The 24665-nt window shown below is 67.6% G+C and carries 30 protein-coding genes and 1 pseudogene; 14 read left to right on the top strand and 17 right to left on the bottom strand.

Going from position 1 to position 24665, the window contains the following annotated elements; genetic code table 11:
- Complete coding sequence (gene kdpA / locus CQ040_RS10060; protein ID WP_105527227.1) at window positions 1-1680, bottom strand: potassium-transporting ATPase subunit KdpA; 1680 nt, start codon at window positions 1678-1680, stop codon at window positions 1-3.
- The gene (locus tag CQ040_RS10055; RefSeq protein WP_017201862.1) at window positions 1680-1769 is read right to left on the bottom strand and encodes a potassium-transporting ATPase subunit F; all 90 of its coding nucleotides are present in this window, start codon (window positions 1767-1769) and stop codon (window positions 1680-1682) included. The genes kdpA and CQ040_RS10055 overlap by 1 nt, the downstream gene beginning before the upstream one ends.
- A 307-nt stretch (window positions 1770-2076) precedes the next feature.
- Here CQ040_RS10055 and CQ040_RS10050 point away from each other — a divergent pair, with 307 nt between their 5' ends.
- A complete protein-coding gene (locus tag CQ040_RS10050) occupies window positions 2077-3240 on the top strand; it encodes an SLC13 family permease (RefSeq protein WP_105527226.1) in 1164 nt (387 codons plus the stop codon).
- An 86-nt stretch (window positions 3241-3326) separates the two neighbouring features.
- On the opposite strand, the gene CQ040_RS10045 is transcribed toward CQ040_RS10050, so the two are convergent.
- Window positions 3327-4271, bottom strand: a complete 945-nt coding sequence (locus tag CQ040_RS10045) for an alpha/beta fold hydrolase (protein ID WP_105527225.1) — start codon at window positions 4269-4271, stop codon at window positions 3327-3329.
- Window positions 4272-4422: 151 nt separating this feature from the next.
- Between CQ040_RS10045 and CQ040_RS10040 the strand changes: the two genes are divergently transcribed.
- Entirely contained in the window at window positions 4423-4872 is a 450-nt protein-coding gene (locus CQ040_RS10040; RefSeq protein WP_105527224.1) for a hypothetical protein, read from the top strand.
- A 51-nt stretch (window positions 4873-4923) separates the two neighbouring features.
- Here the strand turns inward: CQ040_RS10040 and CQ040_RS10035 are convergent, their stop codons facing one another.
- The 3 genes from CQ040_RS10035 to CQ040_RS10025 are packed head-to-tail and all read right to left on the bottom strand — an operon-like array spanning window position 4924 to window position 7108.
- On the bottom strand, window positions 4924-5520 hold the full coding sequence (locus CQ040_RS10035; protein WP_105527223.1) for a GNAT family N-acetyltransferase: 597 nt from the start codon (window positions 5518-5520) through the stop codon (window positions 4924-4926).
- Window positions 5517-6161, bottom strand: coding sequence for an FMN-binding negative transcriptional regulator (locus CQ040_RS10030; protein ID WP_105527222.1), 645 nt, complete (start codon window positions 6159-6161; stop codon window positions 5517-5519). The genes CQ040_RS10035 and CQ040_RS10030 overlap by 4 nt, the downstream gene beginning before the upstream one ends.
- Complete coding sequence (locus CQ040_RS10025) at window positions 6161-7108, bottom strand: DMT family transporter (protein ID WP_105527221.1); 948 nt, start codon at window positions 7106-7108, stop codon at window positions 6161-6163. The genes CQ040_RS10030 and CQ040_RS10025 overlap by 1 nt, the downstream gene beginning before the upstream one ends.
- Here CQ040_RS10025 and CQ040_RS10020 point away from each other — a divergent pair.
- Window positions 7107-8513, top strand: a complete 1407-nt coding sequence (locus tag CQ040_RS10020; RefSeq protein ID WP_105527220.1) for a PLP-dependent aminotransferase family protein — start codon at window positions 7107-7109, stop codon at window positions 8511-8513. The genes CQ040_RS10025 and CQ040_RS10020 overlap by 2 nt on opposite strands.
- 7 nt (window positions 8514-8520) lie before the next feature.
- On the opposite strand, the gene CQ040_RS20985 is transcribed toward CQ040_RS10020, so the two are convergent.
- Together CQ040_RS20985 and CQ040_RS10015 are read right to left on the bottom strand one after the other, a co-directional pair.
- Window positions 8521-8649, bottom strand: a complete 129-nt coding sequence (locus tag CQ040_RS20985; protein WP_258131468.1) for a hypothetical protein — start codon at window positions 8647-8649, stop codon at window positions 8521-8523.
- 144 nt (window positions 8650-8793) lie between these two features.
- Window positions 8794-10914, bottom strand: coding sequence for an APC family permease (locus CQ040_RS10015; RefSeq protein ID WP_258131469.1), 2121 nt, complete (start codon window positions 10912-10914; stop codon window positions 8794-8796).
- A 247-nt stretch (window positions 10915-11161) separates the two neighbouring features.
- On the opposite strand from CQ040_RS10015, the gene CQ040_RS10010 reads away from it, so the two are divergent.
- The 5 genes from CQ040_RS10010 (at window position 11162) to CQ040_RS09990 (ending at window position 14936) form a co-directional block, all read left to right on the top strand.
- Window positions 11162-11896 (top strand): GTP pyrophosphokinase family protein, encoded by a 735-nt coding sequence (locus CQ040_RS10010; RefSeq protein ID WP_105527218.1) that lies wholly within the window; start codon window positions 11162-11164, stop codon window positions 11894-11896.
- Between the two features lie 89 nt (window positions 11897-11985).
- Window positions 11986-12273, top strand: coding sequence for a hypothetical protein (locus tag CQ040_RS10005; RefSeq protein WP_146113902.1), 288 nt, complete (start codon window positions 11986-11988; stop codon window positions 12271-12273).
- A gap of 94 nt (window positions 12274-12367) precedes the next feature.
- Complete coding sequence (locus CQ040_RS10000) at window positions 12368-13978, top strand: molybdopterin-dependent oxidoreductase (protein WP_105527216.1); 1611 nt, start codon at window positions 12368-12370, stop codon at window positions 13976-13978.
- A gap of 38 nt (window positions 13979-14016) precedes the next feature.
- Window positions 14017-14505 (top strand): molybdenum cofactor biosynthesis protein B, encoded by a 489-nt coding sequence (locus CQ040_RS09995; protein ID WP_105527215.1) that lies wholly within the window; start codon window positions 14017-14019, stop codon window positions 14503-14505.
- Entirely contained in the window at window positions 14502-14936 is a 435-nt protein-coding gene (locus CQ040_RS09990; RefSeq protein WP_105527214.1) for a molybdenum cofactor biosynthesis protein MoaE, read from the top strand. Before CQ040_RS09995 ends, CQ040_RS09990 begins: the two co-directional genes overlap by 4 nt.
- Window positions 14937-14946: 10 nt before the next feature.
- Here CQ040_RS09990 and CQ040_RS09985 read toward each other — a convergent pair whose 3' ends face one another.
- From CQ040_RS09985 to CQ040_RS09965, 5 genes are read right to left on the bottom strand one after another with little or no spacing between them, the layout of a single operon-like run.
- Window positions 14947-15180 (bottom strand): MoaD/ThiS family protein, encoded by a 234-nt coding sequence (locus CQ040_RS09985; RefSeq protein WP_105527213.1) that lies wholly within the window; start codon window positions 15178-15180, stop codon window positions 14947-14949.
- Complete coding sequence (gene moaC, locus CQ040_RS09980; RefSeq protein ID WP_105527212.1) at window positions 15177-15692, bottom strand: cyclic pyranopterin monophosphate synthase MoaC; 516 nt, start codon at window positions 15690-15692, stop codon at window positions 15177-15179. Before moaC ends, CQ040_RS09985 begins: the two co-directional genes overlap by 4 nt.
- Window positions 15689-16924 carry a gephyrin-like molybdotransferase Glp gene (gene glp / locus CQ040_RS09975; protein WP_105527211.1) on the bottom strand — a complete coding sequence of 412 codons (1236 nt, stop codon included), beginning with the start codon at window positions 16922-16924 and terminating at the stop codon, window positions 15689-15691. The genes moaC and glp overlap by 4 nt, the downstream gene beginning before the upstream one ends.
- A complete protein-coding gene (locus tag CQ040_RS09970; protein WP_105527210.1) occupies window positions 16921-17715 on the bottom strand; it encodes a HesA/MoeB/ThiF family protein in 795 nt (264 codons plus the stop codon). The genes glp and CQ040_RS09970 overlap by 4 nt, the downstream gene beginning before the upstream one ends.
- A gap of 34 nt (window positions 17716-17749) precedes the next feature.
- Window positions 17750-19123, bottom strand: a complete 1374-nt coding sequence (locus tag CQ040_RS09965) for a D-alanyl-D-alanine carboxypeptidase family protein (protein ID WP_105527209.1) — start codon at window positions 19121-19123, stop codon at window positions 17750-17752.
- A 256-nt stretch (window positions 19124-19379) separates the two neighbouring features.
- Here CQ040_RS09965 and CQ040_RS09960 point away from each other — a divergent pair, with 256 nt between their 5' ends.
- Window positions 19380-19712, top strand: coding sequence for a thermonuclease family protein (locus CQ040_RS09960; protein WP_105527208.1), 333 nt, complete (start codon window positions 19380-19382; stop codon window positions 19710-19712).
- Window positions 19713-19749: 37 nt separating this feature from the next.
- Here CQ040_RS09960 and CQ040_RS09955 read toward each other — a convergent pair whose 3' ends face one another.
- Together CQ040_RS09955 and CQ040_RS20475 are read right to left on the bottom strand one after the other, a co-directional pair.
- Window positions 19750-20232 (bottom strand): hypothetical protein, encoded by a 483-nt coding sequence (locus tag CQ040_RS09955; protein ID WP_146113901.1) that lies wholly within the window; start codon window positions 20230-20232, stop codon window positions 19750-19752.
- A 7-nt stretch (window positions 20233-20239) separates the two neighbouring features.
- On the bottom strand, window positions 20240-21070 hold the full coding sequence (locus CQ040_RS20475) for a hypothetical protein (RefSeq protein ID WP_146113900.1): 831 nt from the start codon (window positions 21068-21070) through the stop codon (window positions 20240-20242).
- A gap of 6 nt (window positions 21071-21076) precedes the next feature.
- Between CQ040_RS20475 and CQ040_RS20470 the strand changes: the two genes are divergently transcribed.
- On the top strand, window positions 21077-21418 hold the full coding sequence (locus CQ040_RS20470; protein ID WP_146113899.1) for a hypothetical protein: 342 nt from the start codon (window positions 21077-21079) through the stop codon (window positions 21416-21418).
- Window positions 21419-21472: 54 nt separating this feature from the next.
- Here the strand turns inward: CQ040_RS20470 and CQ040_RS09940 are convergent, their stop codons facing one another.
- Window positions 21473-22474: a DUF2971 domain-containing protein gene (locus CQ040_RS09940; protein ID WP_105527204.1), complete on the bottom strand. Its 1002-nt coding sequence runs from the start codon at window positions 22472-22474 to the stop codon at window positions 21473-21475.
- A 160-nt stretch (window positions 22475-22634) separates the two neighbouring features.
- Between CQ040_RS09940 and CQ040_RS09935 the strand changes: the two genes are divergently transcribed.
- The 4 genes and pseudogenes from CQ040_RS09935 to CQ040_RS21235 form a co-directional block, all read left to right on the top strand.
- Window positions 22635-23036 (top strand): hypothetical protein, encoded by a 402-nt coding sequence (locus CQ040_RS09935; RefSeq protein WP_105527203.1) that lies wholly within the window; start codon window positions 22635-22637, stop codon window positions 23034-23036.
- Between the two features lie 50 nt (window positions 23037-23086).
- Complete coding sequence (locus CQ040_RS09930) at window positions 23087-23767, top strand: RES domain-containing protein (protein WP_181156861.1); 681 nt, start codon at window positions 23087-23089, stop codon at window positions 23765-23767.
- A 24-nt stretch (window positions 23768-23791) separates the two neighbouring features.
- Window positions 23792-24142 carry a hypothetical protein gene (locus CQ040_RS09925; RefSeq protein WP_105527201.1) on the top strand — a complete coding sequence of 117 codons (351 nt, stop codon included), beginning with the start codon at window positions 23792-23794 and terminating at the stop codon, window positions 24140-24142.
- 79 nt (window positions 24143-24221) lie between these two features.
- Window positions 24222-24272, top strand: a pseudogene (locus CQ040_RS21235) (hypothetical protein); the annotation flags it as partial.
- Window positions 24273-24309: 37 nt separating this feature from the next.
- On the opposite strand, the gene CQ040_RS20685 reads toward CQ040_RS21235, so the two are convergent.
- The gene (locus CQ040_RS20685; RefSeq protein WP_181156874.1) at window positions 24310-24624 is read right to left on the bottom strand and encodes a hypothetical protein; all 315 of its coding nucleotides are present in this window, start codon (window positions 24622-24624) and stop codon (window positions 24310-24312) included.
- Window positions 24625-24665 lie beyond the last annotated feature (41 nt).

Here is a 24665-nt window from a genome sequence, read left to right as displayed (position 1 = left end):
TCAGACGAGTCCTTCAGCGAGGGGTCCCAGTGCGAGCACGGGGAAGTAGGTGAGCGCGGTGACGATGACGGTCACGGCGAGGAGGAGACCGACGAACTGCGGCCGGTGCGTCGGCAGCGTTCCCGAGGTCGCCGGCACGTGCTGCTGAGCCGCGAACGATCCGGCCAGCGCCAGCACGAGCACGATCGGCAGGAACCGTCCGAGCAGCATCGCGATACCGAGCGCGGTGTTGAACCACGGGGTGTTCGCGGTGAGACCGGCGAAGGCGGAGCCGTTGTTGTTCGCGGCCGAGGTGAAGGCGTAGAGCACCTCGCTCATACCGTGCACACCCGGGTTCAGGATGCTGGTGGACTCCACGTCTTCCCGGATGCCGGGGATCGCGAAGCTCATGGCGGTACCGCCAAGGACGAGACCGGGGACCACCAGGATGTACAGGCTCGCGAGCTTGATCTCCCGCGGGCCGATCCGCTTGCCGAGGTACTCCGGGGTGCGTCCGACGAGCAGTCCGCCGACGAACACGGCGATGATCGCGAGCACGAGCATGCCGTAGAGGCCCGAGCCGACGCCGCCGGGGGCGACCTCGCCGAGCATCATGTTCAGCATCGGCATCATGCCGCCCAGCGCCGTGTACGAGTCGTGCATCGAGTTGACGGCACCGGTCGAGGTGAGGGTGCTGGCGCTGCCGAACAGGGTGGAGCCCAGGATGTCGAAGCGCACCTCCTTGCCCTCCATCGCGGCTCCGGCGAGCTCGGGGGCTGTACCGCGCCCGGCGAGTTCGAGTGCCGAGAGCGCGAACGTCGAGACGAGGAAGATCGTGCCCATGACGGCGGCGATCGCGTAGCCCTGGCGGTGGTCGCCCACCATCCGGCCGAACGTGCGGGGGAGGGAGAACGGGATCACGAGGATCAGCAGCACCTGCAGCAGGTTCGTGAAACCGGTCGGGTTCTCGAACGGGTGGGAGGAGTTGGCGTTGAAGAAGCCGCCGCCGTTCGTGCCGAGGAGCTTGATGGCCTCCTGCGAGGCGACAGGTCCCCCTGGGATCGTCTGCGTAGCGCCCGACACCGTGGTGACGTCGGTGAAGCCAGCGAAGTTCTGGATCACACCGCCGGCGAGCAGCGCCACCGCGCCGATCAGGGCGATCGGGAGGAGGATGCGGCCGAGACCGCGGATCAGGTCGACCCAGAAGTTGCCGATCGTGGTGGAGCCGCGACGGGCGAGACCGCGGATCAGTGCGATCGCGATGGTGAGACCGACGGCCGCCGAGGCGAAGTTCTGCACCGTGAGGCCCGCGAGCTGCACGGTGTAGCCCATGGTCTGCTCGGGGGAGTACGACTGCCAGTTGGTGTTCGCCACGAACGAGGCGGCGGTGTTGAAGGAGAGGCCCTCGGGCACGGCCGGGAGTCCGAGCGACTGGGGGAGGAATGCCTGGAGCCGTTGCAGGCCGTAGACGAGAAGCACTCCGACGACCGAGAACGCCAGCACGCTGCGGGCATAGGCACGCCAGGTCTGCTCGGACGAGGAGTCGACCCCGATGAGCCGGTAGATGCCGCGCTCGACCCGCAGGTCGCGTGCCGAGGTGAAGACGTGGGCGAAGTAGTCGCCGAGGGGGCGGTAGAGGAGCACGAGCACGACCACGACGGCCGTGAGCTGCAGGATGCCGAACCAGACAGACGCGTCCATCAGAACCTCTCCGGTGCGACGAGCGCGACCACGAGGTAGACGACGGCGGCGACCGCAAGGGCGGCGGCGAGGATCTCGAAGACGATCACAGCCGCTCCACCCCCTTGGCCACCAGGGATACGAGGGCGAACAGCGCGAGAGTCAGCGCGATGTAGATGATGTCGAGCACGGATCCGATACAACTCCCGCACGGGGTCCGCGGCCGCCATCCTCACGCTTCCCCTACGCCCCCGAAGCCGATGCATGCGGGTTGCTCACGGCATCCGTGTCCCCGCCGCTCCCGCCCACTCTCGTTCCGGTCGCACTTGCTGCCGCCTCCGACGCTCCCCGGGCGGCAGCAAGTGCGACCGGAACGGCCTGCGGCGGCCCTATGCTCGCGAGGTGGGAATCAGAAGGATGCGGATCAGGGCCGGGACGGGTGTCGTCGCCGGGCTCGTGGCCGTCGCGCTCGTGTGCGTGGCCACCGGGTTCCTGCCGCGCTCCGATGCCGGGGCCCTCGGCGAGCGGATCGCGCCTGTTCTGGGGTTCGTCGTCGCGATCACCATCGTCGCCGAGCTCGCCCGCGACGCGGCAGTGTTCGACGTCGTCTCGCAGCGGCTCGCCCGCTGGGGCCGAGGGCGGGTGCTGGCGCTGTGGGCGCTGGTCGTGGCGCTCGCCGTCGTGAGCACCGTGTTCCTCTCGCTCGACACGACCGCCGTGATCGTCACCCCGGTCGTGGTCGTGCTCGCGCAGAGCATCGGCGTCTCACCCCTGCCGTTCGCCCTGGCCACCGTATGGCTCGCCAACACGGCATCCCTCGCGCTCCCGGTCTCGAACCTCACCAACCTGCTCGCAGCCCCCGCGATCGGCGACGGCCCTGCGGCGTTCATCGCGCTGAGCTGGGCGCCCACGCTCGTCGGCATCCTCGTGCCCGTCGCGATCCTCACGGTCATGCACCGGCGCACGGTCTTCGGCAAGTACGAGACCCCGGCACCGCGCCGGCCCGCCGACCCGATGCTGTTCTGGAGTGCCACCGGTATCCTCCTCGTGCTGATGCCGCTGCTCGCGCTCACCCACGACGTGTGGATTCCGGCCACGGTCGCCGCGCTCGCGCTGATCGGACTCTTCGCCGTCCGGCGGCGGCGGGCGCTGCGGCTCTCACTCGTGCCGTGGCAGGCGCTCGCGCTCGCCGCGTCGCTGTTCGTGCTGGTCGAGGCCGCGCACGCGCAGGGACTCCTCGACTTCCTGACCTCGCCGACCGCGAACGGCGACTCTCCCGGCGACCTGTTCCGACTGGCTGCGCTCGGGGCCGTGAGCGCCAATGCGATCAACAACCTCCCGGCCTACCTGGTGCTCGAGCCCGCCGCCGGCGATCCGGTCGCGCTGATGGCCCTGCTGATCGGCGTGAACATCGGCCCGCTCATCACGCCGTGGGCATCGCTGGCGACCCTGCTGTGGCATCACCGGATCGTCGCGCTGGGCGTCACCATCCGCTGGAGCCGCTTCATGCTCTGGGGTGTGGTGGCCGCGGTGCCGACCGTGCTCGCGGCCGTGTTCGTCCTGATGCTCGTCTCGGGCTAGCGTCAGCCGTTCCGGTCGCGGTTCCTGCCGCCCGCGAGGCGCGAACCGCGGCAGGAACTGCGACCGGAACCGGAAGTGCCCGACTGTCAGTCGGCCCCGAGCGAGTCCAGGAACGTCCGTGTCTGAGCAGCCAGCTCGGGCGACCGCGTGTGGTGGAGGTAGTGGGCTCCGTCGATCCTGACGACCTCGCCACGGGTGACGCTCGCGGCCTGGGCTTCGTGCAGCTCCAGCCAGCCGGGAACCTCGGCATCCTCATCCGCCACGAACAGCAGCACGGGAAGGTCTGCGGGGAACGTCGTCCCAGTGACCGCGGCGAAGTTCGACGGGGCATGGTCCATCTCGTCGAGCAGGGTGGGAGCTGCCGCGTTTCTGGCGGTGAGCACCTGCATCTGATCCTTGGTCGCGTCGTCGTACGGCAGTCCCTCGTAGGGGTCGGCGGCGATCCCGCTCAGCACGCGGGTCAGACCCAGGGTCGAGAGCGTACTGATGGTCGAGGTCGGGATCGGGTCGTCCCACCCCGGCTGGTCGGGCACGCTGCTGTCGATGCCCACGAAGGCGGTGACCTCGTCGGGGTAGGCGGCGGTGTAGGTCAGCGCGTAGATGCCGGAGATCGAGTGTCCCATCAGCACGTACCGGTCGATGCCGAGGTCCTGCAGTGCCTCGTGCACCTCGCTGGTGATGTTGTCGGCGGTGCGGGCGACATCGGTCTGGTCGCTGAGCCCGGTGCCGAAGGGCTCCACCGCGACGACCCGGTACGTATCCTGCAGCTCGGCGATCAGCGGCTGGAAGTCGAGTGCGGGCGCGGCCGTGCCGAGGCCGGGCAGCAGCACGATGGTCTGGTCTCCCTCGCCGGCCACGACGACGTTCATGTTCTTGCCGTCGACAGACACGGTCTCGCCGTAGGGGGTGAAGACGGATGCTTCGACCTTCGTCGCGATCACGTTCACGATCGCGGTCGTGGCGACGGCGAGAACGGGCACCGCCACGATGACTCCGAGGGTGGTGAGGACGACTTTCCAGGGCTTGCGCATGGTTCTCTTTCTCGATCGCGGATTCGGGATTCCGCATCTGATGTCCAGTCCATCCGAACCGCGCATTCCTCGGAAGTGTCGCCGCGTCACCCCCGGCAATGACTTGTGTCACGACATGCCGGCGTCGGCGGGGGCTGACAGGATGTCGGTCATGGGTGTTCTCTACGACTACTTCTCCGCGCCGAACGACGAGCAGGCCGTGCAGGTCCTCGAGGTGGAGGGCGGGCCGACCTCGGCGGACTCCGGTTTCGACGCCGGTACTCTCGGCGGCATCGACCCGGTAGTGCAGCTCGGCACCCTCGAGGCACTGCTGACGGGCACGCCCTACGACGACGTGACCGACGACGCGCGTGCCGGCCACAACCTCGCGATGAGCGAGGACTACGACCGGATCGTCATCACCGTGACGGATGCGTTGGCTACAGCCCTCGCTGCAGCCGACGACGCTCGTCTGGCGGAGGTCGCGGAGCCGTGGTCGCAGACCGAAGAGCTCGAGGGGGCCGATCCGGCCCAGTTGGCCGCGTTCGCGCGCGACCTCGCCGCCCTCGCACGCCGTGCCGCGGCATCCGATCACCGCCTCTACTGCTGGACGTGCATCTAAGACGCCCGTCCGCGCGGGCTCACCCCACCGGTGAGACCGCGCGGGCCACGGTCAGTCTGCGGTCGGCCACTCCTCGGCGAGCAGGCCGTAGTGCATTCCGTCGAGCCATTCGCCCGAGCGGTGCAGTGTCGTCTTGCGGCTGAACTCCTCGCGGCGCATCCCGAGTCGTTCCATGAGGCGCCAGGACGGCTCGTTGTCGGCGAAGCATCCGGCATGCACCCGCCGCAAGCCCAGCGGTCCGAAGCACACGTCGATCACGGCGCGGATCGCTTCGGTCGCGTAGCCGTGCCCGGTGTATGCGGGGTCGAGCACCCAGCCGAGCTCGGCCTCGACTCCCTTCGCGTCGGCTTCGACCTCGAGCTGCGCCCACCCGTCGCCGCGCCGCACCATGATGTCGCCGATCGGGGTCGGGGCCGCTGCCTCGTCTTCGGCCAGCAGCTCGACCACGTACAGGCACGCGAGTCGTTCGGGGTCGAGATACCGCTCCCGGAATGCCGCCAGTGTGTCGGGCGCGGCCCCGAGCCACCGGTTGACTTCGGAGAGTCGACGCCACTCCCACATCGCATCGATGTCGGCGGAAGTGCTCGGGCGCACCTGCAGCCGAGGTGTCCTTGCCGGCCACGGCGCCGGGGTTCGCGTGTCGGTCATCGCTCCACCCTGCGTTCGTCCGTCGACACCGATCCGGAGGCTTCCCCGCCGACCCGGCGCATCTCGGTCGCGAGGGCGGTGTTCGTCTCCGTGAACCGCGCTGTGATGTTCGCGCGCACCTCGGCAGACTTGTTCTGGCTGAGCTTGGCGCGGGCGTCGAAGCGGGTGACGCGCAGGCGCAGGCCGACGGTGCCCTTGGCGGCGCGGCGAGTGCCTTCCTCGTCCTCCGACAGATGCCGGCCGTGCGGCTGGTGGTTCTCGAAGTGGTCGGTCAGCCGGGTGAGCATGGCGTAGTTCTCCTCCTCGCTGAGGATCTCGGGGATGCCGTACAGGTGCGCGGTGACGTGGTTCCACGTCGGCACCAGGTCGCCGGGCGCATACAGGCTCGGCGACACGTAGTCGTGCGGGCCCTGGATGATGACCAGCACCTCGTGTCGACCGAGTTCGTGGAGCTGATCGTCCGGCCGTCCGAAGTGGCTGGCGATCACGATGTCGTCCTCGTCTTCCACCAGCAGCGCGGGGTAGTGAGAGGCGACGAGGCCACCGCTCGCGGGGGAGACGAAAGTCGCCCACGGGTTGCCGCGAATGAGGCGCTTGACCTCGTCGGGGTCGGTCATCAGGTAGCGCGGTGTGTGACGCATCAGGAGTCCTCTGTTCTGCGCGTGGTCGGTCGGCGGTCGATCAGGCGGGTGCGCACCGCGAGTGCGGCGCAGGCGATCACGGCGAACCCGCCCACCGCGGTGGCCCAGTCGATCGGCTCGTGCAGCAGGATCGAGGCCCACGCGATGCTCATCACGGGTTGGACGAGCTGGATCTGGCTGACCTGCGCCATCGGACCGATCGCGAGACCGCGGTACCAGGCGAAGAAGCCGAGGAACATGCTCACGGCGGCGAGGTAGGCGAACGCGAGCCACTGCACGGGGGTCGCTGCGGGCGGCTGCTGGATCGCCGACACGACGGTCAGCACCGCCATCAACGGAGCGGCGACGATCAGCGCCCAGGAGATGGTCTGCCAGGCGCCGAGCTCGCGAGCGAGCAGGCCGCCCTCCGCATACCCGATCGCCGCAGCGACGACGGCACCGAACAGCAGCAGGTCGCCGCCGGAGAGGGAGCCGAGCCCGCCGTTCTGCAGCGCCGCGAACAACACGGCCGCGGCGGCGCCGAGAAGCGCGAAGATCCAGAAGGTGAGGGCGGGGCGCTCGCGTGTGCGGAGCACCACCGCGACCGCGGTCGCCGCGGGAAGCAGGCCGATCACGACGGCCCCGTGGCTGGCGGGTGTCGTGGTCATCGCGAACGAGGTCAGCAGCGGGAAGCCGGCCACGACCCCACCGGCGACGATCGCGAGGCGTGCCCATTGGGCCCTGGTCGGCGGCCGCTGACGAGTCGCTGCCAGGGCGATCCCGGCGAGGAGGGCGGCCACGACCGCTCGGCCGGATCCGATGAAGAGCGGCGAGAGCCCGCCGATCGCGATGCGCGTGAACGGGAGGGTGAAGGAGAAGGCGAAGACGCCGAGAAGCCCCCACCAGAGGCCCGCATGCGTCGATAGCACTGTCGATCGTGGCGCGATAACGCTACTGTCTACTTTCATGAGTCAGGGTAGCAGTGACCGGATCGTCGCCGGAGTGCGTGCGTGGATCACCTCCGCATCCCCGGGTGCACGCGTCCCGTCGAACCGGGCGCTCATGGCGGAATACGGGGCGAGCCCGGTGACGGTGCAGAAGGCGATGCAGCAGCTCGTGCGGCTCGGGCTGGTCGAGTCGCGTCCCGGTGCAGGGACGTTCGTGCGTGCCGTGCCCAGTGCCCGCTCGGTCGACTACGGCTGGCAGACGGCGGCCCTCGGCACAGCACCCACGGGGCTCATCAGCCTGTCGTCGACGCAGCGCACGGTCGCCCCCGATGCGATCGGATTGCACTCGGGCTACCCCGCGGTCGACCTGCTGCCGCAACGGCTCGTGCGACAGGCGCTCGTGCGTGCCGCCCGGTCGGATGCGGCGCTGACCCGTTCCCCGGCGGCCGGCATCCCCGAGCTGCAGGCCTGGTTCGCCGGCGAGCTCGCATCCGCCGCTCCCGCCGGCATCACCCCGGCCTCGGCCAGGGACGCCCTCATCATCTCGGGCAGCCAGAGCGGGCTGAGCTCGATCTTCCGGGCGGTCGTGGGCGTCGGACAACCGCTGCTGATCGAGTCGCCGACATACTGGGGCGCGATGCTCGCTGCCGCACAGGCCGGTGTGGTCCTGGTGCCGATCCCGTCCGGTCCGCACGGTCCCGATCCGGACGACGTCGAGCGGGCGTTCGCGCAGACCGGGGCTCGGGCGTTCTACGCGCAGCCGACGTTCGCCAACCCGACCGGGGCGCAGTGGCCCGTTTCGACGGGGGAGGCCGTGCTCGAAACGGTCCGCCGTCACGGGGCTTTCCTGATCGAGGACGACTGGGCGCACGACCTGGGGATCGACGCCGACCCGCGTCCGATCGCCGCGGCCGATGACGACGGCCACGTGGTCTACCTGCGCTCGCTCACCAAGAGCGCCTCGCCCGCCCTGCGCGTCGCGGCCGTGATCGCCCGTGGCCCGGCGCGGGATCGCATCCTCGCCGACCGCGCGGCCGAGTCCATGTACGTGAGCGGGCTGCTGCAGGCGGCCGCGCTCGACGTGGTCACCCAGCCCGCCTGGCGCACACACCTGCGCGGATTCCGCGAGCACCTGCGTGTGCGCCGAGACCTGTTGATCTCGAGTCTGGCCGCGCACGCCCCCTCCGCGCACGTCGAGGGAGTCCCGGTCGGCGGCCTCAACCTGTGGGTGCGACTGCCCGAGGGGATGGATGTCGTGCAGGTCGTGCGAGAGTGCGAGGTGCGCGGGGTCATCATCGCACCGGGGCACGAGTGGTTCCCCGCCGAACCCTCCGGTTCGTACGTGCGCCTCAACTACGCGAACGCCGACCCTGCGCGTTTCGCCGAGGCCGCCGGCATCCTGGGCGGCGTGCTCGACGGAGTCTGACGGGCGCTCAGCGTTGCTCGGGCTTCGCTCCGAGATCGGCCCAGAGCCAGGTGAGATCCACCTGGACGGTCGGCGGCAGCGAAACGGATGCCGGGTCGAGGGCCGGGTGGAAGATCGCGTCGTCGAGGTTGCTCACACCCTGTATTGCTCGATCCGGGCCGATGAGTTCACGGAGGTTCGTGCGCGAGAACCCGCTCCGGTCGCATTTCCTGCCGCTCGCGAGCCGCGAAGGGCGACAGGAAGTGCGACCGGAAGGACGATGGGCCGGGTCGAAGCAGTCTCAGGCCCCGGGTGCGCCGTCCTGAGGCGGTCCGGCCGGCCGATGTGCCCGACGGCCGTTGACGACCACGGGACGACCCGCACGCTCCTGGCCGGGCAGCGGACGGGAGCGACGGCCGTAGATGAGCTCCGACGAGTCGAGCAGCCACGGCACGAGCGTGATCGACACTCCGTGCACGAGCATGAGCTGATTGGCCAGGCGACGGGCGCGGCGGTTGTGCAGGAACGACTCCCACCAGTGCCCCACGATGTACTGCGGGAGGTACACGGTCACCACCGACGAGCCGTGCTTCTCGCGGTACTGCTTGATGAACTGCGACACCGGCTGCGCGAACGAGCGGTACGGCGACTCGACGATCACGAGCGGGATCGGCACGAGGTGGTCGGCCCAGTCCTTCTGCAGTGCGGCCGCATCGTCGGAGGCCACAGCGACGTGCACCGCCAGCGTCTTGCCGTGCTTGGCTGCGATCGCGTAGTCGATCGCCTTCACGACCGGCTTCTGCAGCCGGTTGACGAGCACGATGGCGAGGTCGCCGGTCGCGCCGAACTTCGTGGTGTCGTCGATCGCGATCTCATGCTCGACGTCGCGGTAGTACCGTTTCACCCCCAGCATCAGGAACGCGAGGATCGGGATCGCGAAGAACACCAGATACGCGCCGTGCGTGAACTTGGTGATCGTGACGATCAGCAGCACGAGGACTGTCATCACCGCCCCGGCCGAGTTGATGATGAGGCCGACCTTCGCCGAGCGGCGATCGGATGCCGATGCTCCGTCGATCCCGGAACCGGCCGAGTCTTCCGCAGGGCCGCGAAGCACTTTCCGCCAGTGCCTCACCATGCCGATCTGCCCGAGCGAGAACGAGACGAAAACGCCGATGATGTACAGCTGGATCAGCGTCGTCAGCTTCGCCTGGAACACCACCAGCACGATCATCGCGCCGATGCCGAGCAGAATCATGCCGTTCGAGAACACGAGGCGGTCGCCGCGGGTGTTGAGCGACTTCGGGGCATAGCCGTCGCGGGCGAGGACAGCGCCCAGCAGCGGGAACCCGTTGAACGCGGTGTTGGCGGCGAGCAGCAGCACACAGGCGGTCGCGGCCTGCACGATGAAGAAGGCGATGCTGCCGCCGCCGAACGTCGCTGCGGCGATCTGCGCCATCAGGCTGGGCTGCGGGGCCGTGCAGTCGAAGCCGATCAGGTCGCACGGATTCTCGGCGTAGTGCACGCCGGTGATCAGGGCGAGGGCTGTGAGACCCGCGAACAGGCAGGCGGCGATCGACCCCATCAGTACGAGGGTCGACTGGGCGTTGCGCACCTTCGGCGCCCGGAAGGCGGGCACACCGTTCGACACGGCCTCGACGCCGGTGAGGGCGGAGCATCCGCTCGAGAATGCGCGCAGGATCAGCAGGATCACGGCCGCCTGACCGAGGCTCTCGGCCTGCACCGAGAAGTCGGCGCTCGAGGCAACAGGCGCATCGCCGAGAAACGTGCGGATCAGGCCGGTGACGATCATGACGCCGACCGAGGCGATGAAAACGTAGGTGGGGATCGCGAACACGAGCGACGCCTCGCGCACCCCACGGAGGTTCACGATGATGATGAGGATCACGAAGCCGACCGCGAGCTCGACGCGGAACGGATCGAGCCCCGGCACCGCCGAGATGATGTTGTCGACACCCGATGCGACCGACACGGCCACGGTCAGCACGTAGTCGACGAGAAGGGCTGCGGCCACGATCACGCCGGGGATCTCGCCGAGGTTCTTCGACGCGACCTCGTAGTCGCCACCGCCAGACGGGTAGGCCTTGATGAGCTGCCGGTAGCTGAGCACGACCACGATCAGCAGCACCACGACGGCGCTCGCCACGAGCGGCGTGAACGACAGGAAGGTGAGCCCGCCGATCAGCAGGATCATCACCAGTTCCTGCGGGGCATAGGCCACCGAGCTCAGCGCATCGGACGCGAAGATCGGCAGCGCCATCCGCTTCGGGAGGAGCTGATCGTCGACCTGAGCGCTCGTGAGCGGGTCTCCGATGAGGATGCGCTTCGCGAGCGGCGGTGCGTCCGCGCTCTCCCTGTTTTCGTCTGACACGTCCGGCGACACTACGCCTCCTGATGGCATCCTCACGCGATCCTCACGGAATCCCTACGGGGGGATGCGCTGTCCTCACGGAATCCTTACGCGCAAAGCTACACGGAAGTTCTCACGCGCCTACCTCCGGTCGCACTTCCTGTCGCCCCGGTGAGCGGGAGGCAGCAGAAAGTGCGACCGAAGCGCGGGGGTGCCCACCGCAGGCACCCGTTCGCGAACCGTAGGGACATCGGGGATCCACAGCGGTTTCCGATCACGGAGCCGTAACGTCGATGGCATGACGACCGTTCACGTCACCGAAGACACGATCAACCAGGCCCGCGAGCTGCGCGACGAGCTGCAGCGGTTCCTGCGCGAGTACGAGTTCGGGATGCGGGAGGTCGAGACGAAGATCTCGATCCTGCGCGACGAGTTCACGCACGACCACGCGTACAACCCGATCGAGCACGTGAAGAGTCGGCTGAAGTCGCCGGACAGCATCGTCGAGAAGATCGCCCGCAAGGGGATCGACGAGCCCGACTTCGACCGCATCCGTGCGGAGATCACCGACATCGCCGGTGTGCGCGTGACGTGCAGTTTCGTCGCCGACGTGTACCGTCTGTTCGACCTGCTCACTGCGCAGGACGACATCACCGTGCGCACGGTCAAGGACTACATCGCGCACCCGAAGGACAACGGCTACAAGAGCCTGCACGCGATCATCGAGGTGCCCGTGTTCCTGTCGACCGGTGCGCTGTCGGTGCCGGTCGAGGTGCAGTTCCGCACGATCGCGATGGACTTCTGGGCGAGCCTCGAGCACAAGATCTATTACAAGTTCTCGAACCAGGTGCCCTCTCACCTCGTCGACAGTCTGTCGGATGCCGCGGATGCCGCCGCCGAGCTCGACAGCCGGATGGAGCGTCTGCACCGCGAGGCGCACGGCGTTCCGCTGCGCCAGCTCGCCCCGCCGCCCCCTCCTGCCCCGCCTGCTGCGCCGACCGCCCCGATCGACCCGCGGGTCGTCGGGGTCTAGTCCAGGAAACTCTCGTCCCGCAGCAGCAAGACGCTCGCGCGACATCGAGCCGTGTTGCGCGTGCACCGCGGCCCTGGGAACATCGGTCAGTGGTGAGAACTCAGGAAGCCGTGGCTGTCGACGCCGAGCACGATGTCGACGAGCTCGCGCGCATCGACGAACTCGCGGGCATCGACCGCGGGCGGCAGATCTGCGAGTGCGACCACGGCGACGACGACGGCTACCAGCCGTGCGGACGCAAGGCGAAGTGGCGCGTCACGGTCGACTGCGTCTGCGGCGAGGGCCATCCGCGCCGGGTCGAGATCCTGTGCTCGCGGTGCATGCGCACGCTGCGGCAGGCCCAGGGCCGCGAGGCCATCACCGTGCGTCGCCTCTGACCGGCGAGGGCGTCTCCCGAAGCTCCTCACATCCGATCGCGCCTCGGCTCCGAACAACGGGGGAGCACCGGCGACGGTGGAACGGGAGACGACCATGGCGCAGCGCAGCAGTGGCAAGAGATTCTTCGTCTGGGCCGCCCTCGCAGGGGTGATCGGCGGCGGCGTCTTCCTCGCGACGGCGGAGGTGTTCGCCCTGCTCTTCGCGCGCGCGGCCAGCCCGATCTTCGCGGTGGGCGGGTTCGTGATCGACATCGTGCCGCAGCCCTTCAAAGAGTTCGCGATCGCCACCTTCGGGGAGTACGACAAGATCGCGCTGCTGGCCGGCCTCGGCCTGGCAGTTCTCATCGCCTCGGCCATCGCCGGCATCCTGCAGCTGGTGCGCCCGCCGCTCGGCGTGATCGCACTGGTGATCGCGGGGGCTCTCTCGACGGCGGCGATCGTGACCCGGGCCGCCGTGGCGCCGCTCGCCTTCCTCCCGCCTGTTCTCGGGACGATCGTCGGCTCGTTCATCCTCGTCCTCCTCTGCCGCCGTCTGCGCGGGTGGAGAGAATCCCTCGTCGGCGTCCGAGCGGACGAGAAGAGCGAAACCGCAGCGACCGATGTCGAGATGTCCGACGGCGAGACGATCCGGCCCGGGTTCGACCGCCGCCGGTTCTTCGTCCTGGCCGCCGTCGCCGGCGCATCAGCACTGATCGTCGGCATCACCGCTCGCACTGTGAGCATGGCCGTGTCGTCGGTCGAAGCCATCCGCGGTGCGCTCAAGCTGCCATCGCCGAAGAGCACCGTGCCGGTCCCGCAGGGCGCGGAGCTCGACATCCCGGGGCTCAGCAAGCTGTTCACCCCGAACAAGGACTTCTACCGTGTCGACACCGCTCTGACGGTTCCCTCGATCGACCCGGAGACCTGGCGTCTCGTGATCGACGGCATGGTCGACCAGCGGGTGGAGATGAGCTTCCAGGACATCCTCGACATGGGGCTCGACGAGTACGCGATCACGCTCACATGCGTGTCGAACGAGGTCGGCGGCGAGCTCGTCGGCAACGCGAAGTGGCTCGGCGTTCCGCTGCGAGACGTGTTGAAGAAGGCGGGCGTGAAGTCCGGCGCCGACATGGTGCTCTCGCGCAGCGTCGACGGCTACACGGCGAGCACACCGCTCGCGGCGCTGACCGACGACAACCTCGACGCGATCCTGGCGGTGGCGATGAACGGGGAGCCGCTGCCGCTCGAGCACGGGTTCCCGGTGCGCATGGTCGTGCCGGGGCTCTACGGTTACGTCTCGGCGACCAAGTGGCTCACCGAGCTCAAGGTCACCACCTTCGCCGACGACGAGGCCTACTGGACGCCGCGCGGCTACAGCGCCGAGGCCCCGATCAAGTTCGCCTCCCGCGTCGACACCCCCAAGATCGGCGAGGCTGTCGATGCCGGGAAGATCCCGATCGCCGGGGTCGCCTGGGCGCAGTCGGTGGGCATCGAACGCGTCGAGGTGAGCATCGACGACGGCGACTGGGTTGCGGCGACGCTGTCGGCTCCGATCAACGACGACACCTGGGTGCAGTGGTTCATGGAGTGGGATGCGACCCCCGGCACGCACTACGTCGCGGTGCGCGCGGTGAACAAGAACGGCGACCTGCAGATCGAGGAGCGTGCGCCGATCGCGCCGAACGGTTCTTCGGGGTGGCAGCGCTCGCTCGTCCGGGTGAACTGACCCGTGCGGTGACGATCCGCACGACCTAGGGTGGAGCCATGACGCCACTCCCCGCCTGTGTGATCACCGTCTCGGATCGATCCTTCGCGGGTGAGCGTGAGGATCGCGGTGGCCCGATCGCGGTCGGTCTGCTGCGCGAGGCAGGGTGGCACTGCCCGGATGCCGAGATCGTCGCAGACGGCGTCGACTCGGTGGCGGATGCTCTTCGCAGAGCGGCAGCGCGTGGAATCCGGCTGGTCGTGACCACAGGGGGAACCGGTGTCGGGCCGCGAGATCTGACGCCGGAGGGAACCCGGCGGATGATCACCCGCGAGATCCCGGGCATCGCCGAGGAGCTGCGGCGTAGCGGCCTCGCCGACACCCCGCTCTCGTTGCTGTCTCGTGGGCTCGCCGGCATCGTCGACCCCGCCGGCATGCTCGTGGTGAACCTTCCCGGATCCCCGCGCGCCGTGGCATCCGGCATACCCGTGGTGCTCGGCGTCGCCGCCCACATCCTGGACCAAGTAGAAGGCGGAGACCACTCATGAACGACGTGAGAATCGCAGCGGTGTCGGAGGAGCGCCTCGATCTCGATGCGCACCTCGCCGCGGTCGAAGACCCCCGGCTGGGAGCGGTGACGACCTTCGTCGGTCGAGTGCGAGACAACGACCCTGACGCGGACACGCCGGTGGTCGGGCTCGAATACAGCGCTCACCCCGATGCCGAGGCGACGCTGCGGCGGATCGCCGAAGAGGCTGGTGCCGAAGCGTCGACCCCGGCCGTGGTGGCCGTGAGCCATCGCATCGGACATCTGGACGTCGGCGACGCGGCCGTCGTGATCGCGGTCGCTTCCGAGCATCGAGCCGAGGCGTTCGAGGTGTGTCGGGCGGTCATCGAGGCGATCAAGAGCGACCTCCCCGTGTGGAAGCGTCAGCTCGAGGTCGACGGGACGTCGTCGTGGAAGGGCATCGGCGGCTGAGCCGTTCGCGTCAACCGCCGGCGAACGGCGGGAGGATGTCGATGAGCTCGGCGTCGTCGAGGGCGAGGTCGCCGTCGGTGCGGACGCCATCGACGAGCACCGCGCAGCGCGGCAGGATTTCGGCGAGTGCCGGATGCTCGGCCACGATCTCCGCGCGCAACGCGACCAGCGAAGTCTCGCCGCGCTCCTCGCTGTCGGTGCCCGCGGCCTCGGCGGCCGCGGCGAAGTAGCGCACGCGTGTCATCGGGCGTCTCCGGTGTTCCCGGATTCGACGAAGGGGCTGGCTTCGCCGGGGCGCACCCAGTCGCCAGAGCGCCCGCCCGACTTCGCCACGATGCGCACGTCTTCGATCACGACGGCGCGGTCGACGCCCTTGATCATGTCGACGATCGCCAGGGCGGTGACCGACACGGCCGTGAGAGCCTCCATCTCGACACCGGTGCGGTCGGCTGTGCCCACCGTCGCCTCGATGCGCACGCCGTCGTCGACGATCTCGAGGTCGACGCTCGCCCGGTGCACGCCGATCACGTGCGCGAGCGGCAGCAGCGCGGGGGTGGACTTGGCCGCCTGGATCCCGGCGATGCGTGCCACGGCGAGCACGTCACCCTTCGGCACGGTGCCGTCGCGGAGGGCGGTTATCACGTCGTCGCTGCAGCGCACGAAGCCTCGGGCGGTCGCGGTGCGGACGGTCGGCTGCTTCGCGGTCACGTCGACCATGTGCGCGCGGCCAGCCGCGTCAAGGTGAGGGAAGCTCATCCGACCAGCATGACATCGATCACATCGCCCACGGCGACGGTCTCGACCTCCGCCGGCACGATCGCGAACGCGTGTGCACGGGCGAGCCCGCCGGCGAGGTGCGAACCCGATCCGCCGGCGGTGGCCGGACGCACGGTGCGCGCGGCGAGATCGACGACGGCGGGAAGGTACTGGCGACGACCGGGTGGCGGCGTCCACGACGCGTCGGCGGTGAACGGCGCACGCGGGCGGTGGATCTGAGTGCGTCCCTGCATCGCGAACAGCGCAGGTCGCACGAACACCTCGAACGAGACCGCCACGCTCACGGGATTTCCCGGAAGCCCGAAGACCAGGCACCCGCTTTCGAGCACCCCGAAGGCCTGCGGTTTGCCCGGCTGCATCGCGACGGCGCTGAACTCGACCTCGCCACCGCCGTCGAAGGCGCCGCGCACGGGCTCGTAGGCGCCGGCGCTGACGCCACCCGTGAAGACGATCACGTCTGCCCCGAGGGCTGTGGCCTCGGTGGTGACGGCCTTGACGGCGTCGGCCTCGTCGGGAACGCGCGCGACCAGCACCACCTCGGCATCGGCATCCGCCACCAGCTGCTCCAGCAGCGGACCGTTGGAGTCGGGGATGCGGCCGCGTTCTGGGGTGTCGCCGGGAGCGAGCAGCTCGCTGCCCGTCGACACCACGGCCACCCGAGGCGCACGCGTCACCGTGACCTCGGCGATGCCGGCGGCGACGGCGGCCGCGACCTGGAAGGCCCCGAGGCGCTCGCCGGCGAGCACGACCTCGTCGCCCGCATGCAGATCCGCCCCTCGGCGCCGCACGAAGACGCCGGGCTTGGCCGGCGCCCGCAGCACCTGTACCTCGCCGAGGGAATCGGCGAGCCCGCCCGCGGTGTCCTCGAAGGGCACGATCACGTCGGCATCCGTCGGGGTCGGCGACCCGGTCATGATGCGGGCGGCCTCGCCCCTGCCGAGTGGAGGGTCGGTCGCGACGCCGGCTGGAAGGTCGGCGACCACTCGCAGGGTGACCGGATGCTCCTCTGATGCGCCGGCGACATCCGCTTCGCGCACTGCGAAGCCGTCCATCGCCGAGTTGTCGAAGAGGGGGATGTCGTGGGCGGCGGTCGCCGGATCGGCGAGGGTGCGCCCCGCAGCATCCCGCACCGGGCGCGTCTCGACCTCGAGCACCTGCACGGCGTCGAGCACGCGGTCGAGCTGCTCTTCGACCGTCCGACGGCCGCTCATGCCGACACCGCCGATGCCGATGCCGACGCTGTTGCAGCCGACCGGATCGCGATCTCGTGCTGCCGGCCGGTGAGTGCGTCGATCATGGCCAGGCGTCCGAGCAGCGGTTCGCCCGCTCCGGTGACGAGCTTGATCGCCTCGCCGGCCAGCATCCCGCCGACCTGCACGCACAGGGCGCCGAGCACGCCGACCTGGGCACAGCTGGGCGGCTCGCCCTCGGTGTCGAGCGGGAAGAGGTCGGTGAGCACCACGGGGTCTCCTTCGGTCGGTCGCGACCAGAACACGGTGGCCTGCGCGTGCCACTCCTGCACGGCACCCCACACGAGCGGCAGCCCGAGCGTCTCGGTCGCAGCGGCCACGTCACGGCGGGTGGCGAAGGAGTCGCTCGTGTCGACCACCACATCGGCACCCTCGAGCAGGCGTCGGGCGTTGGCGGCGTCGAGGCGTTCGGCGATCTGGGTCACGACGGACTGCGGGGCGAGCGCGGTGATCGCGCGCGCGGCTGAGGCGGTCTTCCTGGTCCCGATGTCTTCCACCCGGTGTGCGAGCTGGCGCTGCAGGTTGGTCAGCTCGACGACGTCATCATCGATCACGGTGATCGCGCCGATCCCCGCCGCAGCCAGTGCGAGCAGCACCGGTGAGCCGAGGCCTCCCGCACCGACGACCGCGACATGGGCGGCGTTCAGGCGGCGCTGCCCTTCTTCGCCGATACCGGCCAGCACGGCGTGCCGCGCGGTGCGCACGAGTTCTTCCGGGTCCAGCGCGGCGGCGGGGGCGACGAGGGGCTGCATGCGTTCAGCGTATGCCCGGCAGTTGCATGGTGTCTCAGTCGGCGGCATCCGCCATCGAGCCGAGCTCGGACGGGTGGGTGAGCCGCCACCACTCGGACGGCGGGTCGATGCTCCCCTTGATCTCGACCGGGGCGGTGACGGTGTTCGGGCCCGCGGTCCAGGTCACGGTCCCCACCGCCGAACCATCTCGATAGGAAGGCGGGGTCTTGATGTCCATCGTCACGGTGATCGGTGTATCCGACCAGGTGAAGATCGATGCCTCCTCGCCGATGACCAGCCGGGCCGTGGAACCCCAGGGCGTCGCGATCGTGCCGACCTCCTGCCCGGACGTCGCGACAGGCACCGCGTGGAAACCGGCACGGAGGCTGTCCAGTGTGGCGATCACGCTGGTGTTCACCGACTCACGCGATGATCCTCCGAGAACGACGCCGGTCACCGCGAGCGGATCGGCGGTGCCCACGACGAGGGTCGCCGTGTACAGCAGGCTGTAGGTGCCCTCGCCCAGCGTGCCGGTCTTCAACCCCGTGATCCCGCTGGTTCCGAGGAGGCCGTTGGTGTTGTGGAGCTGACCGGCGCCGGGGAGCGAGATCGACGGGGTCGCCACGATCTGAGCGATCACCGGATTCGCGGCGGCGAGCTTCCCGATCGCCAGGAGGTCGGAAGGCGTGCTCGTGTTGCGGGGGCTGATGCCGGTGGGCTCCGTGATCGTCGTTCCGGCGAGCCCGTTGGCGGAGAGCCAATCGCGCGTCGCGCCGAGGAACGCGTTCTGCGATCCGAAGATCCGGGACGACAACGCCTCGGCGTAGTTGCTCGCCGAAGGGATCAGCATGGCGGCCAGGGCATCGTGCAGCGACATCGAGGTGCCGGTCGGCATGGGGGCGATGGTCGCGCCCAGCACGTAGTACCGGTCGTAGAGGTCGTGATCGGACTTGCTGAAGGTGATCGTGGGGCCTGGATCTTCGGCAGAGGCGAGCGGGACGGCGTCGAGGATGACCAGTGCAGTGATGAGCTTGGTGATGCTCGCGATGGGGAGGGCCTCGCCGGTTCCACTCGACGACCAGATTCCACTCGCTCCCTCGCCCAGATAGGCGTCTGCACCGGCGACGCTGAGTGCCGAGGCGCCCGCCGGGGGTGTGGCTATCGACGCGGCCTCGACGGTCGGGACCTGCGGCGTCTGGGTGGTCACCGTCGGCGGATTCACGGGAGTGGTGAGAGCCCACGCGATGTACCCACCGGCCGCAGCCAGCAGCAGGAAGATGAAGGCCCCCGTGATGATGAGCCCCCGCCGCCTGCGCTTCCGGCGCACCTCCGGATCGACTCGATCACGAGGGGAGAGGAACTCCTGCTCGTGGGTCATCAGCTCGGCGAAGTCGGACAGGTCGTCCGTCGGTTGATTCGGTGCCGTCATCGTCGAGAGCCTCTCCAGTGCGTCGAACAGCCATCTTCGCGGAAATCTGACGCATGCGGTATCGGCCATTCGGCGCAAAAGGCCAACCACACGGACCTCGAGCGGCAGCTCATGCGCCGCCGGCGCTCCCGCGGCGCGGACGAGCCCACCGGCGAATGGCAGCCCGCCGAACAACAAAGCCCCGTCGCATGAACCGCCTGACCGGGGGAGCAACGACCCTCCTCGCCGTCCTGGCCTCACAGGCTGCACGCACGACATGGACACCGCGATGACCGAGCTGGTCAGGGAGACGGCAGAAGTCGTGGCGGTCATCGACGGCGACACAATCGACCTCACCACCGCCGACGGGACCGCACGGGTGCGACTGATCGGGATCGATACCCCAGAGATCGGACGCGGGGGAGAGACCAGCGAATGCTACGCCGAAGAAGCCCGCACATTCCTCAACGAGCTGGTCTACGGGCAAGACGTCGAACTCCTCAGCGACCCCACGCAAGCAGACGTCGACAAGTGCGGACGCATCCTCCGATATGTGCTCATCGACGGGACCAGCGGGATCGCCGAACGGTGTCATCGGGGCCGGCCCTAGGGGGACCGGCCCTTGCCGTTCTTCCGATCCAGATCTTTCAGAGAATCACCGGGGCAGGTGGCCGCACTTCTTGAACTTCCACTTCTGTCGCGGTCAACATACCGAAGTGCTTGACGACGATACCAAGCCTCATATCCAACACCAGTGTCTCGAGGACGGCCGCTTCATCCTTGTGCTGCACGGTGAGCAGTTTCAGGCCGTCCTCGATGGTTCTCACGCTCACGGGCCTCAAGGGGTCGTTGCGCCTTCCCCAGACACTCATGAGCTCCGGGATAAGCATTTTGAGGACAAAAGCCGGCGCCTGGGAACGATATGCGGCCGATGGGTAGGAGGTTGTCTCGGTGTGAATCAATCCTTCAGAGAAGGATACTGTTCGACCATTGGTCAGATCTGTGGCTGACCATTTTTGATTTGCGTGATCAACAGTGGCATCCCAGATCTCCGATCTGTCGAAAGATCTCCAGTGCGCCTTGACTCGGATCAGCGATGGGGGATCGACCGCGGCGAGTTCTGCGAGCATATTGAGATTAGAAGACAGGAGCTTCCTCCCCGTTCGGATACTCACACTGCACGTCCGTAGTCGGATCGTTCACCGGAACGGCGGCGCACTGGAACCGAGGAGTCATGACGATGCCCGTGATCGGAATCGTGGCCTGTTCTGCCTCGTCGGTGATCGAGTCGGTGGTGAAGTACATTGCGAACTTCGCAGCGCCGCTATTGGACCTTCCGGTCCAGTTAGAAAAGCTAGTTGACCCGAGGGACGCATACACCGAGTAGTGATAGGGGTCGTCAACAGTCGGAGGCGCCCATCCCTGCATGTTCATAACGTCAGCGTTCCCGGTCAGGAAGAAGGGGATGCCTTGATCGTGATTGAACTTCAACTTCAACTCATGGCTATTTGTCTGCAGGAAAAGTGTCGCGGTCTCGGTAATACTGCGGGTCCAGACCGGGGTCGTGCCCTGCCACTTCGTGTACTTGATTTTCCACTGGCAGCCGACCTCGTAGGAGCCGTAAATTGTGCAACTCCCGGTCATATCGTCTGCTCGTCGCGTCGTCGTCGACTGCTGCCCATCCAGCGGCGTTCTTTCAGCCGGATCGCTCGCACTCTGCTCTGAGGCGACTACGACTGCCCCGCCGGCGCCATCAGGGACTGAGATCGTCGCAGTGTTCCCTACGCATGCAGCGTAGTGAATCTGCTCGGCCTGGGCGTTCTCCTCTATGTACTCAGCTGCACGGCTAAGACATGCGTCTTCGGGCGCTTGTGCTACCGACTCCGCCATAGCGGCTGTGGCCGGCGCACCCACGAGCAGACCAGCCAGGAGCGGAACGATGATCAGTATTGATTTACGTCTTGTCATGATTGGATGCTATTGATCTGGTGGGTTGGCGTCTGTCCCCCAATTGGCGGACATCGCGCGAAGCCGCTGGAATTTCGCAGAAACGGTCGGCGATTCTGCATCAAGGCAACCCGGTTCCCAGCCAATCAGCGTCTGTGCTGGGCCGTGCAGGTCGTCGACATCGACAGCCGGGCGTGGGGCCAGCCGCGGTTCTCGCCGAAACAGGACGCGGCGATCGCCAAGCCCCTCGAGGATGGCAACATGACGCTGGTCGAGATCGCCGGCCTGTTCAACACCTCGCGTACCAGCGTCTATCGAGCAGCGCAGCACCACCATGCGCGATCGATGAGCGGCGGGTCTTCCCGATAGCGGATCGCATTAGTACTCCGGAGTACTATTCGACCTTGAAGTCGATGCCGGCGTCTACCGTGTTCGATACGGGTGTCGGGAGGTGTCAAGAACGACGGATGTTGCGAACGTCGTAGCTGTCGAGTGCTCTTCGATGTACACAGGGTCGAGGTCATATCCATTCGCGAACAGCAACCACTTGGTGGCAGTCAGGGCGCTATCTGGCGCGTTGGGGCCAAGTCTGATTGCGCGGATGGGGAGTTTCGGAGCGTCGGCGGCATCCGTGATTGCGTGACCCCAGGCGCCGTGATCGGCCGCGACTAGTCGCACGTGGGGACGTGGACCCATGCTGCTCGGGGTTGTGACGATCGCGTGGCGTGTCAAGCTTTCGACCGTCACCCGTTGTTCGTGCTCGTCCTGGAACGACGGATCTTTCGCGATGGCACGCACCCGGGACCGGGCCTCCGTGAGATTGGCAATGAGAATCCCGAATGCCCCACCTGCCGACTCCTCGGTGGGGGTCCTTCCGCGCGCCTCCAGCCATCGCCGCCGGAGCTGAAGGAGAAGCGATCGCGCGAACCTGGCTGTCTCGTCTGGTTCGTACACCACAGGGCGCCAGTGACGTATGCGGCGTTGGAACGAGGAGAGGGAAGGATCCACGATCCCGAGCGCGACCGAGGGATCGAGTCCAATCGCACATCCGATGCCATCATGCGCATAGGTGCGCCATGCATACAGCGAGTCTGGGTCGTCGGTGCCACATAAGATGAATCGCGCATCCCGTGTGAGCTCACCAATCATGGAATCTGACGACGCTAGCCCACTGTCGATGTCCCTGAGAAGGTTGAGGGCCTCGCGTGCAAAGCCCGCGTCATCCGACTCGCCCAGCATCGCTTCTAGAGCTTCGCGAAACGCGGAGTCGGCCGTGGATGTCTCGCGGATATCGTTCTGGAAGCTCACCTCGGTCGCCAGCAGCGAATTGCTTTGGAGGATCAGTGTGAGCGTATCGAGGGTGGCGTAATGCCAGACGAGTTCGCCCGGGGTTCTCGCGCGCGTCATCGCTGCTGCATGGTCCATTCGCTCATTCAAGCACGGCAGCGAGAAGCGGGAAGGATGGCCACCCCGTCAATTTAAGTTGACATAGTAGCCGATGTCGGCGATTCGACTACTGAAAATGAGCGTGATAAAGGTGCCGATTTAAGGTCGGATTACCTAGATGTGGGGTAGCATGGATGGCATGAGCACCCGTGCAGTTGTTTCCGATCAGCGTCCCGGGCTGCAGGCGCAGCGCGAGTCGGTCGAGCTCTCTTTCTCTGAGCTGGTCACTCGGCTTCGAGATCTGCTGGGTGTGCGGCTGGTGGCTTATGTAGGAAACGTGAAGAACACTCGTCCGGTGAGTGACTGGGCCGCAGGTCTCCGTTCTCCTGGTGCGGAGGATGAGGCCCGCCTTCGGCTGGCCTTTCAGGCTGCGCGCCTTCTGCGTGAGCGCTATGAACCAGCGACGATTCAGAGTTGGATGTTGGGGTCGAACCCGGCATTGGACTTCGAGGCGCCGGCCCGATACATCCGGAACGAGCATCCCGTCGATGCCGCGCGCGATGTGATGGCCGCTGCGAACTCGTTCGCTTTCGTCGGATGAGCTCGCATTTGCCGTTGCCAGTCTCTGGCGATCCCGGGGAGGTGTGGCGGGTGGGTTACGCGCCCGACCCGTGGCAGTGGGCGCCGTGGCAGTTCGCCTCGGATGGTGGGCGTTTCAATGGCCGGTGGGACGACCAGAACGCGCAGTTTCGCACTCTCTACACGTCGGACAGCCTCTTGGGGTGCTTCCTGGAGCTCCTGGCCCCGCAGCGCCCCAACGACACGGCTTTCCTCGAGCTGAACGAGATCCAGGACGATGCTGCCCTCGTCGACACCTATCCGGATCCGGAGCGGGGCGCCATCGGGCTCTCGTGGCTCAGCGGACGCATGTTCGCTCGCGGACGCCAGAGGGGAAGCTACGCCGAGATCACCACGTCACAGGGCGTTGGCTACCTCGTCGACGCCGGCGTGCTCGCCTCGCTGGGAGTTTCCCCGAGTGAGGTCGACGTCGCGCTCCTCAAGAACGCGAACCGACGCAGCGTGACTCGAACGATCGCGCGGCACCTCTTCGATCTCCGAGACACCTCAAGCCTGCAGCCTGCAGTTGACGGGATTGCATTCCGCAGCCGGATGGGCGATGACATCAGGCTATGGGCCGTCTTCGAAAGATCGGACGCGCTTGTCAGCGAACACATCACGCCCGGGCCAGCGGAGGCGGTAACCGAGGGCGTACCCGAGCTCGTGAACGCTTTCTTACTTCTGGGCCTCCACTGGAAAGATGCCGCCGACTAGCCGCGGCGTGAGAACGGAGCACACATGACGCAGGAGAACGAACTCCCCATCGACCCGGCGGATCCGGAGTACGAGTTGAAGGTCGCGGAGTGGTTTCAGTCCGTGACAGACGGCCCGAAGCCCGGAGACGATGAGCCGGTGCGGATCACCGTGCGCCAGGCGCAGAAGATCGCCGCGATCATGGGGGCCGTCTCTCGTGGGCATGAGGGATATGTGAACGCGCTGCGCGACGCGTCCTGGTTCCTGGATTGCGTTGTCGCAGAAGGCATCCCCGGTGAACGGGTCCCGACGTCCATGAGCGTCGCAGAAGCATGGCAGCGTGTTGAGACCTACCCGTGGCCTCGTCCTGGGAAACCTCGTGAACAACAAATCTGAGGACGATGCGCCGTCCGTCCTGTCGGAAGGCATCGCGCTTCTGGACGCCTCGCGGGTGCGCGTTGACCTGCTGCGGTTGATGCTTGCGCACGACGAGCTCACGGCGATCGAGCTGATGGATGCCCTCGAGCTCACTCGAATTGGTGTGGGCAAGCATCTCAACGAGCTCACTGAGGCTGGGCTCCTGATCGAACGACGCGCCACTCATCCACGCGGTACCGGCGGAGTAATCTACTGGCGTGCTGATCGGGGCCGCTGAACATCGCGGCGATCGCTTCCCGGTTCCAGCGCATCGTCTGTGCGACGTAACGCAGCGTCCGGGAACGGATGGCGAGCTGCCGGCGGGAGAGGCCCCGCATGCCGACCATCTGGCGGCCGGCGCGGCCTTTCTGCTCGCGGTCACGCATGTTCATCGCATGGTCGCCCTCGAACAGATGTGTCTCGGCATCGATTGCGACATGTACGCGGAGACGGCTCGTCACGGTGAGGCGCCCGATGATACCTCGCAATCTCGGGTTTATTC

Origin of the sequence: Microbacterium sp. MYb54 (genome assembly GCF_002979515.1) — a bacterium.
Classification (GTDB): domain Bacteria; phylum Actinomycetota; class Actinomycetes; order Actinomycetales; family Microbacteriaceae; genus Microbacterium.
This window is presented reverse-complemented; position numbering and strand designations above follow the sequence as displayed.

What these genes read in the sequence shown, in the direction of transcription:
- kdpA (WP_105527227.1), bottom strand. Translation starts at nt 1,680, where the DNA reads ATGGACGCGTCTGTCTGGTTCGGCATCCTGCAGCTCACGGCCGTCGTG.
- CQ040_RS10050 (WP_105527226.1), top strand. Translation starts at nt 2,077, where the DNA reads ATGCGGATCAGGGCCGGGACGGGTGTCGTCGCCGGGCTCGTGGCCGTC.
- CQ040_RS10045 (WP_105527225.1), bottom strand. Translation starts at nt 4,271, where the DNA reads ATGCGCAAGCCCTGGAAAGTCGTCCTCACCACCCTCGGAGTCATCGTG.
- CQ040_RS10040 (WP_105527224.1), top strand. Translation starts at nt 4,423, where the DNA reads ATGGGTGTTCTCTACGACTACTTCTCCGCGCCGAACGACGAGCAGGCC.
- CQ040_RS10035 (WP_105527223.1), bottom strand. Translation starts at nt 5,520, where the DNA reads ATGACCGACACGCGAACCCCGGCGCCGTGGCCGGCAAGGACACCTCGG.
- CQ040_RS10030 (WP_105527222.1), bottom strand. Translation starts at nt 6,161, where the DNA reads ATGCGTCACACACCGCGCTACCTGATGACCGACCCCGACGAGGTCAAG.
- CQ040_RS10020 (WP_105527220.1), top strand. Translation starts at nt 7,107, where the DNA reads ATGAGTCAGGGTAGCAGTGACCGGATCGTCGCCGGAGTGCGTGCGTGG.
- CQ040_RS10025 (WP_105527221.1), bottom strand. Translation starts at nt 7,108, where the DNA reads ATGAAAGTAGACAGTAGCGTTATCGCGCCACGATCGACAGTGCTATCG.
- CQ040_RS10015 (WP_258131469.1), bottom strand. Translation starts at nt 10,914, where the DNA reads ATGCCATCAGGAGGCGTAGTGTCGCCGGACGTGTCAGACGAAAACAGG.
- CQ040_RS10010 (WP_105527218.1), top strand. Translation starts at nt 11,162, where the DNA reads ATGACGACCGTTCACGTCACCGAAGACACGATCAACCAGGCCCGCGAG.
- CQ040_RS10000 (WP_105527216.1), top strand. Translation starts at nt 12,368, where the DNA reads ATGGCGCAGCGCAGCAGTGGCAAGAGATTCTTCGTCTGGGCCGCCCTC.
- CQ040_RS09995 (WP_105527215.1), top strand. Translation starts at nt 14,017, where the DNA reads ATGACGCCACTCCCCGCCTGTGTGATCACCGTCTCGGATCGATCCTTC.
- CQ040_RS09990 (WP_105527214.1), top strand. Translation starts at nt 14,502, where the DNA reads ATGAACGACGTGAGAATCGCAGCGGTGTCGGAGGAGCGCCTCGATCTC.
- CQ040_RS09985 (WP_105527213.1), bottom strand. Translation starts at nt 15,180, where the DNA reads ATGACACGCGTGCGCTACTTCGCCGCGGCCGCCGAGGCCGCGGGCACC.
- moaC (WP_105527212.1), bottom strand. Translation starts at nt 15,692, where the DNA reads ATGAGCTTCCCTCACCTTGACGCGGCTGGCCGCGCGCACATGGTCGAC.
- glp (WP_105527211.1), bottom strand. Translation starts at nt 16,924, where the DNA reads ATGAGCGGCCGTCGGACGGTCGAAGAGCAGCTCGACCGCGTGCTCGAC.
- CQ040_RS09970 (WP_105527210.1), bottom strand. Translation starts at nt 17,715, where the DNA reads ATGCAGCCCCTCGTCGCCCCCGCCGCCGCGCTGGACCCGGAAGAACTC.
- CQ040_RS09965 (WP_105527209.1), bottom strand. Translation starts at nt 19,123, where the DNA reads ATGACGGCACCGAATCAACCGACGGACGACCTGTCCGACTTCGCCGAG.
- CQ040_RS09960 (WP_105527208.1), top strand. Translation starts at nt 19,380, where the DNA reads ATGGACACCGCGATGACCGAGCTGGTCAGGGAGACGGCAGAAGTCGTG.
- CQ040_RS09955 (WP_146113901.1), bottom strand. Translation starts at nt 20,232, where the DNA reads ATGCTCGCAGAACTCGCCGCGGTCGATCCCCCATCGCTGATCCGAGTC.
- CQ040_RS20475 (WP_146113900.1), bottom strand. Translation starts at nt 21,070, where the DNA reads ATGACAAGACGTAAATCAATACTGATCATCGTTCCGCTCCTGGCTGGT.
- CQ040_RS20470 (WP_146113899.1), top strand. Translation starts at nt 21,077, where the DNA reads ATGCTATTGATCTGGTGGGTTGGCGTCTGTCCCCCAATTGGCGGACAT.
- CQ040_RS09940 (WP_105527204.1), bottom strand. Translation starts at nt 22,474, where the DNA reads ATGGACCATGCAGCAGCGATGACGCGCGCGAGAACCCCGGGCGAACTC.
- CQ040_RS09935 (WP_105527203.1), top strand. Translation starts at nt 22,635, where the DNA reads ATGAGCACCCGTGCAGTTGTTTCCGATCAGCGTCCCGGGCTGCAGGCG.
- CQ040_RS09925 (WP_105527201.1), top strand. Translation starts at nt 23,792, where the DNA reads ATGACGCAGGAGAACGAACTCCCCATCGACCCGGCGGATCCGGAGTAC.